We start from the raw sequence: 7,491 nt of genomic DNA on the forward strand, positions 1-7,491 counted from the left end.
CTCCCGGCCTTCGGCGAGTGCTCGTAGGCCGGTGATGGCTTCTTCGGTGGTGGTGGCCAGGATTCCGGCGCGGACGTCGAAGTGGGTGCGGTGCATCGCGGCGGTGGTCGTGATCTCCGCGAGCGGGGTCTCGGGCCGGGCCTCGATCCAGTCCGCCCAGCGGGCGGCCTGCGCACGCAACGCAGCCTCACTACGACCCGACACCAGAAGAGGAAGTGAGTTCTCGGGGGCCGGGGACGGGGCCGACGTCACCTCCGCGGTCTCCGCGGCAGGTGCTTCCTCGATCACGACGTGCGCGTTGGTGCCACTGATGCCGAACGAGGAGATACCGGCCCGGCGGATGCGGTCGCCGCGCTTCCAGTCCTGGTTGTTCTGGAGGAGCTGGAGGCCGGTGTTGGTCCAGTCGATGTGGGGGCTGGGTTCGTCGGCGTGGAGGGTCTTGGGGAGCTGTTCGTGCTGGAGGGCGAGCACCATCTTGATGACGCCGGCGACGCCGGCCGCGGCCTGGGCGTGTCCGATGTTCGACTTCGACGAGCCGAGGTAGAGGGGCTGGTCGGTGTCGCGGGTGGGGCCGAAGACCTCGGCGAGCGCGCCGGCCTCGATGGGGTCGCCGAGGGTGGTGCCGGTGCCGTGCGCCTCGATGGCGTCGATGTCCGCCGGGGTGAGACGCGCGGCCGTCAGTGCGTCCTGGACGACCCGCTGCTGCGAGGGGCCGTTGGGGACCGTGAGGCCCTGGCTGCGGCCGTCCTGGTTGACCGCCGAGCCGCGGATGACGGCGAGGACCCGGTCGCCGTCGCGTTCGGCGTCGGAGAGGCGCTTGAGGAGGAGGATGCCGGCGCCTTCGGCCCAGCCGGCGCCGTCGGCGTCGGCTGAGAAGCTCTTGCAGCGGCCGTCCGCGGCCATGCCCATGAACTGGCTGGACTCGACGAACAGCGAGGGACCGGACATCACGGTGACGCCGCCGGCCAGCGCCTGTTCGCACTCGCCGTTGCGCAGGGCGGTCACCGCGGAGTGCATGGCGACCAGGGACGACGAGCAGGCCGTGTCGATGGTGACCGCGGGGCCCTGCAGCCCCAGCACGTAGGAGACGCGGCCGGAGATGACGCTGCTGGAGACTCCGGTGCCCTGGTAGCCGTCGAGGTACTCGTACCCGGTCTGCTCGTCCGCGTAGTCCGCGCGCATCGCGCCGAGGTAGACGCCCGTCCTGCTGCCGTTCAGGGTCTCCGGGCGGATACCGGCCCGCTCCAGGGCCTCCCACGCCATCTCCAGGACGATCCGCTGCTGCGGATCCATCGACTGCGCCTCACGCGGCGGAATGCCGAAGAACTCCGCGTCGAACCCTTCGACATCGGCGAGGAATCCGCCCTCGCGGGCGTAACTCTTGCCCGGGGACTGCGGAGTCGGGTCGTAGAGGTCGAGATCGTCCCAGCGGGCGGGAAGGCTCCCGATGGCGTCCCGGCCCTCGCTCAGGAGGGCCCAGTACTCCTCGGGATCGGCGACCTCGCCGGGGAAGCGACAGGCCATCGACACGATCGCGATCGGCTCCGTCCGCTGCTCCTCGAGCTCGGCGTTGCGCTGCTGCAACTGCAGCACTGCTGCCATGGCGCGGCGCAGGCGGTCCTCGTTCCCGGGCCTGTTCACATCCGTCATTCGACTCGACTCCGTCACTTTTTCCTACGGCGTGGCGTAGATACTGGAATGTCGATTCCCGAGCAGGGATCGGCGCGCTCGGCAAACGCAAGAGAGCCGCATCGCGAGGGCGATGCGGCTCGGAATGCGACTCTCTTGGATTCGTTCGGCGCTCAGAAGATCTCAAGGGTTCGGGCGGTGAATTCCCATCACGCGATACCCGAAAGACGGGGCGTCAGAATTTGGACACAGTACGCCCGCCGAAACAGTGTGACAGAGGGCGCGGCCCGTCGTCAACGCCTGCTGGGAGAGAAATCCCTGTTCTGTCGGGGTTTCGTGGTGTGCGATGTGTCTTTCGGGGCGCAGTTCGAGATTCGCTCAAGAAACGCTGGACAGTGGATTTCTTGAGCGATTCTCCAACGCTCAGATGTTGCCGTCGGCCCTGACTCTCATTCCGTCGACCATGCAGCCGAGGCCGAACGCGAAGTGGTCGTCCCATTCGCGGGTCTCGCCGGCCTTGAGGTTGGCCCGCATGCGAGGGTAGGCGTCCCCCAGCGCGTCCAGCATCGGCGGCAGCCACATGGCCTTGACGTCGTCGGGCTCGAGAGCGGACTCACGCATCTTCATGATCCACTTCACCTCGTCGGCGGCGAAACCGAGGACGAAGTTCACGAGGGTTCCCACGGCGCGGTAGGCGGAGGGAGGGCGGAACCCGCCCTTCTCGGCCAGGACGATGAGCGTCTCGAACATGGCCAGGGCGTTCGGGCCGACCATGGCGTAGCTCTGCGCGAGCTGGCTCATCCACGGGTGCTCCCGGATGATCCGCCGCAGGTCCTGTGCGATGTGCTCGACCTGCGAGCCCCACTCGGCGTCGGGCTTCACCGAGAGGTCCAGGTCACCGAGCGTCTCGTCCATCACGAACTCGAGGAGTGCGTCCTTCGTGGGGACGTGCCAGTAGAGGGACATCGCCGCCACGCCGACGTCTGCCGCCAGTCGCCTCATCGACAGAGCACCCAGCCCCTCCTGGTCGAGCAGCCGGATGGCCTTCGCGACGACCTGGCCGCGGCTCAGGGGGTTCTGTTCACTCGGTGGTCGGGGGGCCGCGCCGGAAAGCCAGATGCTGTCCAGACGCGGGGTCCCCTTGCTCTGCGTCATGACGGTCACGATACGCCCGAGTGCTCCGGGACCTGCTCCGACGTGGGCTGCGATGCCGGGGCGGCGGCCGGCGCCGCGTTCTTGCGGAGCAGCACCCAGGCGACCGCGCCCGCGGCGACGGCGGCGGCGGCGCCGAACTTCAGGCTCAGGGAGACGCCGGAGACGAACGCCTCGCGCACCTGCTCCACGACCTGTGCGGCATCGGCCTTCTGGGCCGCGATGCCCAGGGACTCGCCGACCGAGTTCTTCGCGTCGGCGGGGATGGCGGAGGGTACCTGCGAGGCGAACTGTGCGGCGGCGAGGCTGCCGAGCACGGCCACACCGAGGGCACTGCCGAGCTCCTGCATCGTGGAGTTGAGGCCGGAGGCCATGCCCGCGCGCTCCAGGGGGATGGCGCCCATCATCGCGTTGGAGGACGCGGGGAGTGCGATGCCCACACCGGCACCCATGAGGGCCAGGCCGACCAGCGGCAGCGCGAAGCTGGAGCCCGCGCCGACGAAGCTCAGGGCGATGAGTCCGAGGCCCATGACACCGAGGCCGGTGGCGAGCGTGGCGGGCGTGCCGATCTTGGCGCCGATCTTCGGGCTGAACGGCGTCAGCATGAGCAGCGCGACGGCCATGGGGACGACGCCCAGGCCGGCCTGGAGGGGGGTGTAGTCCAGGACGAACTGCAGGTACTGCGTGAAGAGGAACAGCGAACCGGCCATCGCGATGGAGGTCAGGGAGGCGCTGCCGACCGCGCCGCTGAACACCGGGTTGCGGAAGAGGCTCAGGTCCAGCATGGGGTCTTCGCAGGTGCGCTCCCAGTACACGAACCCGGCGAGGGCGCCGACGCCGACGGCCAGCGGAACCAGCACGTCGGCGGAGGACCAGCCGTGCTCGGGAACGGAGATGACGGCGTAGACGATGCCGACGGCCATCACGGTGGACAGCAGGACACCGGGCACATCGGGCTTGCGGACCTTGGGGTCCCGGGACTCGGGGATCAGGAAGACCATGGTGACCAGCGCGATCAGGCCCACCGGCACGTTGATCAGCAGTACCGAGCCCCACCAGAAGTGGTTGAGCAGGAGGCCGCCCATCACGGGGCCGAGTGCGATCGAGCCCGCGGCGACGCCGGTCCAGACCGCGATGGCCTTGGGGCGCTCCTTCTCGTCGAAGACCTGGAGCAGCACGGCGAGGGTGCTGGGCATCAGCAGCGCGGCTCCGATGCCCATGCCGATCCGGCTCAGGATGAGCTGTGTGGTGCTCTCGGACATCGACGCGATGAAGGAACCGAGGGTGAACAGCGCCACGCCGGTCAGGAGCGCCTTCTTGCGTCCGATGCGGTCGGAGAGCGAGCCCGTGGTCATCAGCAGGCCGGCCAGCACCAGGGTGTAGCTGTTCATCACCCACTGGATCGAGGACGTGCTCGCGTCCATCGACTCGGTCATCGACGGGATCGCCACCGTCAGGACGGTGTTGTCCAGCAGCACCAGCATCACTGCGAGACACAGGGCGCTGAGGATCCACCAGCGCTGCGGATGGGGCGGGGGTCCTGCCGCCTCGGGCGCCGTGCCCTCGGTCTGTACGTGCTCTGAGTTCGCAGCCATGGAAGCTCCCTTTGCAGCCTTCGTCTTACGCTGTAAGCTAGCACGGTACACTGTAAGGGGGTGAGGTTGGCTCCGCAATCTCGATAACCAAGTCTGGGCCGCCCCAAAGGTCATGTCGATACGGCTCGAGTCGTTCTCGAGTCACCTTCGAGTGAGATTCAGGAGAATCATGGGAAGTCATTCCTGGGGATCACCGAAAAGGGACATCAGAACGGCGAAAGTCAGCTGACACGGCCCCCGAACAATTCCCCTATCGCCTGGGAGGCATGGATGACCGCGGTACCCGAGAACAACGAGACGGCGCAGGACCCGAAGGAGAAGATGAGGCAGGCTCTCCAGCGGAAGGAACGCGCCCAGCAGGCGAAGGTGGCCCACGAGGAGGGCCGCCAGAAGATCAAGAGCATGAGCGGCCCGGTGGGCAACAAGAGGTTCTTCCGCCGTAAGACCGGGTGAACCGTCAGGGCAGGAAGGACGGGACGGGTGCCGTACTCCCGGCTACGCCGAGGCGTGCGGCACCCGTCCCTCTTCCAGCTCCCGGGACAGGTGCCGCAGGCAGACCGACATCCCCTGCCGCGCCGGGTGCGGGCAGGGTTCGGCGGCCGTGCCGGCCCGGCAGGGCTCCGGCGGCAGCGGGGCGACCGGCGCCGTGTCCCCGGCCGGTGACGCTTCGTCTGCCCGACAGGGCTTGCAGAGCCCGTCCACCAGCGACGGGCCCGTCAGCCGGATGACGCAGCCGCAGCAGGCGCACGCGCCACGTGGGGTGTCGTGCGGTGGCTCGGGGAGCGGATGCTCCACCGATCCGGTCACGGGCGGTCCGTCGGAACCGGAGGCGCTTGCGGCGCGACGTTCGTCGACCGCCTCGGCGCACACGGCGCAAGGCTCCAGACCGGGCCACATCGCGCCCGCCTCGCAGATGAAGTGCCCACAGCCCCAGCGTGGCAGGGCGACCCCCAGCAGCCAGCGGCCGGGATCCCTGATGTCGGAGGGCGAGGTGGCCGCGAAACGTGCGGTGAGGCGGTGCCGGAGCCGGTCGTCGGAGATGCCCGTATCCAGCTGGCGGTGCACCTCCTTGGCGATGGCCCGCAGCACGAAGCCGCTGTCGACGTGGTCCAGGAGCCAGTGCACGGGCTCCAGGACGGAGTGGGCCCTCGCGCCCATGACCGTCCTCGGGTGGGGTCGAGGCTTTCCCCTCGCCTTATCTACCGGTAGTGCGCCTCCGGCGGGTGCAAAAAGACCGTACCCCTTCTCTACCTCAGGATGACCTGCGTCCTGGGGGACAACCGCGTGTCCTGCGTGCTGTGGTGTAGCAGAGGGGCGCTGTGTCGGACCGGCCTGTTCCGCTGCCGGAGCCTCCGATTCCCCCGCCGTGAGCGGGTCGTGGGGGTTCGACGGCCCGTCACTCCCTCCGGGGGCAGTAAGGGGGCGCTGGGGTCCCCCGTAGGAGTCGGTCCCGTCGGAGCCCATCTCGTCGGAGCCTGCCTCGTCCGAGCCGGCCCCGTCGGAGCCCGCCTCATCGGAGCCGGTTCCGTCGGAGCCTGCCCCGTCCGAGTCGGTCTCATCGGAGCCGGTTCCGTCCGAGCCCGCCCCGTCCGAGCCCGCCCCGCCGGAGTCGCTGCGTCGAGGGGTTGCTCCGCCGTCACGCCGAGAGGCTGTTCCATTGATCGGGCCGGGTCTGAGGCCCCCGGAAGCACGGTGTGCGGCGGCCACCGCGGGGACGAGCAGCAGCGCCTTGCCGAAGCTGCGGAAGCGCTGGATCGTGACGACACCGAGAGCCTCGAGACGGGCCAGCACCTTGCTCGCTCCGGAGACCGTGCAGCCGAGCAGCGCGGCCAGCGTCGCCTCCGAGCGGCCCCGCCCGCTCGCCACGCGGCCACCCACCAGCCGGACCCGGCCGTTGCCCCGGGACCGGAGGGCCAGCAGGAGCAGCGCGAGTCGATCCGTGGCCGCGCCCCGCGCCCGCCGCTGCGCGAGCAGGCCGGGGAGCGTCGCGTCCTTGCCGATCGGAGCCCACCCCGGGCCGAAGAGCGCCTCGATGAGTCGGAGCAGCGTGGCGAGTTCCTTCTTCGACAGCGCCATCGGCTGTGCGTGATCACCGGACCGCTTCGCCCGCCACAGCGGCATGACGACACACTCCAGTCCGGTGACCAGCCCGTCGGTGCCTTTGGCGGGGCGGGAGTCGACCGCGCCCGACTTCCTGAGCGCGGGCAGTGCCGCGTGGTCGATCGTCGATTCGTGGACTCCCAGCCAGCGGGCCAGTTCGGTGGCCCGGATGACGGTGCGGCAGGTGTGGGCGGAGGCCTTCGCCATCAGGACGACGGCGGCCATACGGGCCGAGTTGGACAGTCCCGCCAGGGACGGATCGTCGAGCAGCGCGTGCACGGCCGCCTCCAGCCGCCGGCGCATCCGGTCTCCGAGCTGCAGAGCCGAGGGCCTGCCCGGCATGGGCGAAGGACGGCCGGTTCCGAGCGGACCGGGCCGGAACGATGGGTTCTCCATCAGGGGCATGGCGCGTTTCCCCGTACCTCTCGAGCCATGGGCGTGATAGGGCATCGAACAGTACGTACTGGCCGGTTTATTTTCAAACAGAACTCAAGTCGACCCCTGGTGAGCCGAGGTTATTCCTCAAGCGCCGTGACGGACAGTGGCGTCGACTCGATGAGGTGAACATATGGGAAGTTCGGATGGCTCCGGTTTCCGTGTGCGTATCGTGCGAGGATTGGTCAATCAGGACGAGTTGGCCGCCCTGGCCATCGCGCTGCATCTCCTGAGGGATGCCGCGGAGAGGGGCGCGCGGGCGGATGGGGCGGCGGACCGCCGGGTGGCGGGGCGGGCGCCATGGGGGCGTTCCCCGACCTACACGGCGCCGACCAGTTGGCGATGACCGGCTTCCGCATGCCCTGGAAACCGAACGAGCGGTTTGTTAGAGTGGGCGTCACGATCGTCCGAGCCGGGCACCCGGCCGTGCCGCTGGAAGGAACCTGTCATGGCGAAGAGCGCCCCGGCCTCGAAGGAGGGCAGGTCCGCTGACGCCCGTGGCCGGGTGGCCGAGCTGCATGTCCTGCGTGAGCAGGCTCTCCGTGGCCCGAGTGACCGTGCGACCGAGGCGCAGCATGCG

Annotated in this window: 5 protein-coding genes; 1 reads left to right on the plus strand and 4 read right to left on the minus strand. The window is 69.3% G+C overall.

Annotation, left to right across the window (positions count from 1 at the left end; all coding sequences use genetic code 11):
* From ACZ4XX_RS40005 to ACZ4XX_RS40015, 3 genes are all read right to left on the minus strand, one after another.
* Positions 1–1,650 (minus strand): type I polyketide synthase (locus ACZ4XX_RS40005; protein ID WP_468512734.1); only part of this gene is annotated, 1,650 nt, incomplete at its 3' end.
* Between the two features lie 402 nt (positions 1,651–2,052).
* On the minus strand, positions 2,053–2,784 hold the full coding sequence (locus tag ACZ4XX_RS40010; protein ID WP_468512735.1) for a TetR/AcrR family transcriptional regulator: 732 nt from the start codon (positions 2,782–2,784) through the stop codon (positions 2,053–2,055).
* Between the two features lie 5 nt (positions 2,785–2,789).
* Positions 2,790–4,376: an MFS transporter gene (locus ACZ4XX_RS40015; RefSeq protein WP_468512736.1), complete on the minus strand. Its 1,587-nt coding sequence runs from the start codon at positions 4,374–4,376 to the stop codon at positions 2,790–2,792.
* A gap of 270 nt (positions 4,377–4,646) precedes the next feature.
* On the opposite strand from ACZ4XX_RS40015, the gene ACZ4XX_RS40020 reads away from it, so the two are divergent.
* Positions 4,647–4,829 (plus strand): DUF5302 family protein, encoded by a 183-nt coding sequence (locus tag ACZ4XX_RS40020; protein ID WP_468512737.1) that lies wholly within the window; start codon positions 4,647–4,649, stop codon positions 4,827–4,829.
* A gap of 42 nt (positions 4,830–4,871) precedes the next feature.
* Here ACZ4XX_RS40020 and ACZ4XX_RS40025 read toward each other — a convergent pair whose 3' ends face one another.
* Positions 4,872–6,818, minus strand: coding sequence for a hypothetical protein (locus ACZ4XX_RS40025; protein ID WP_468512738.1), 1,947 nt, complete (start codon positions 6,816–6,818; stop codon positions 4,872–4,874).
* Positions 6,819–7,491: the final 673 nt, after the last annotated feature.

It is taken from the genome of Streptomyces sp. NPDC029956 (assembly GCF_055574655.1).

What these genes read in the sequence shown, in the direction of transcription:
- ACZ4XX_RS40010 (WP_468512735.1), bottom strand. Translation starts at nt 2,784, where the DNA reads ATGACGCAGAGCAAGGGGACCCCGCGTCTGGACAGCATCTGGCTTTCC.
- ACZ4XX_RS40015 (WP_468512736.1), bottom strand. Translation starts at nt 4,376, where the DNA reads ATGGCTGCGAACTCAGAGCACGTACAGACCGAGGGCACGGCGCCCGAG.
- ACZ4XX_RS40025 (WP_468512738.1), bottom strand. Translation starts at nt 6,818, where the DNA reads ATGCCGGGCAGGCCCTCGGCTCTGCAGCTCGGAGACCGGATGCGCCGG.
- ACZ4XX_RS40020 (WP_468512737.1), top strand. Translation starts at nt 4,647, where the DNA reads ATGACCGCGGTACCCGAGAACAACGAGACGGCGCAGGACCCGAAGGAG.